The following is a 253-nucleotide window of genomic DNA, read 5'->3' as shown; positions in this document are numbered from 1 at the left end:
CGGTCTGCGTCGTCCCGATCCTGCCAAGCAGTTCGACCTCGCCCGAACCGAGCGCATATGCGACTGTGATCGAATCCTTGTGAACGTCCAGGCCGACGTATAGCGTGCTATCGTGTTCCATGCTGGCCTCCGAGCTGGAAATCGCCGGGTGTGGCCCTGTCCACACCGTGCGGCTCTGGCAGTCATGCTAACCCGCGTTTGATTCCTCACGGCAGGCCAGCCCTCCACCTCACGTGAAGTCATACTGCCTAGG

General features: G+C 61.3%; 1 pseudogene. It reads right to left on the bottom strand.

What is annotated here, in order from left to right:
• Positions 1 to 121: pseudogene (locus tag VSR34_RS39315) on the bottom strand (IS110 family transposase); the annotation flags it as partial.
• Positions 122 to 253 lie beyond the last annotated feature (132 nt).

Source organism: Paraburkholderia sp. JHI2823, from assembly GCF_038900695.1.
Lineage (GTDB): Bacteria > Pseudomonadota > Gammaproteobacteria > Burkholderiales > Burkholderiaceae > Paraburkholderia > Paraburkholderia mimosarum.
This window is presented reverse-complemented; position numbering and strand designations above follow the sequence as displayed.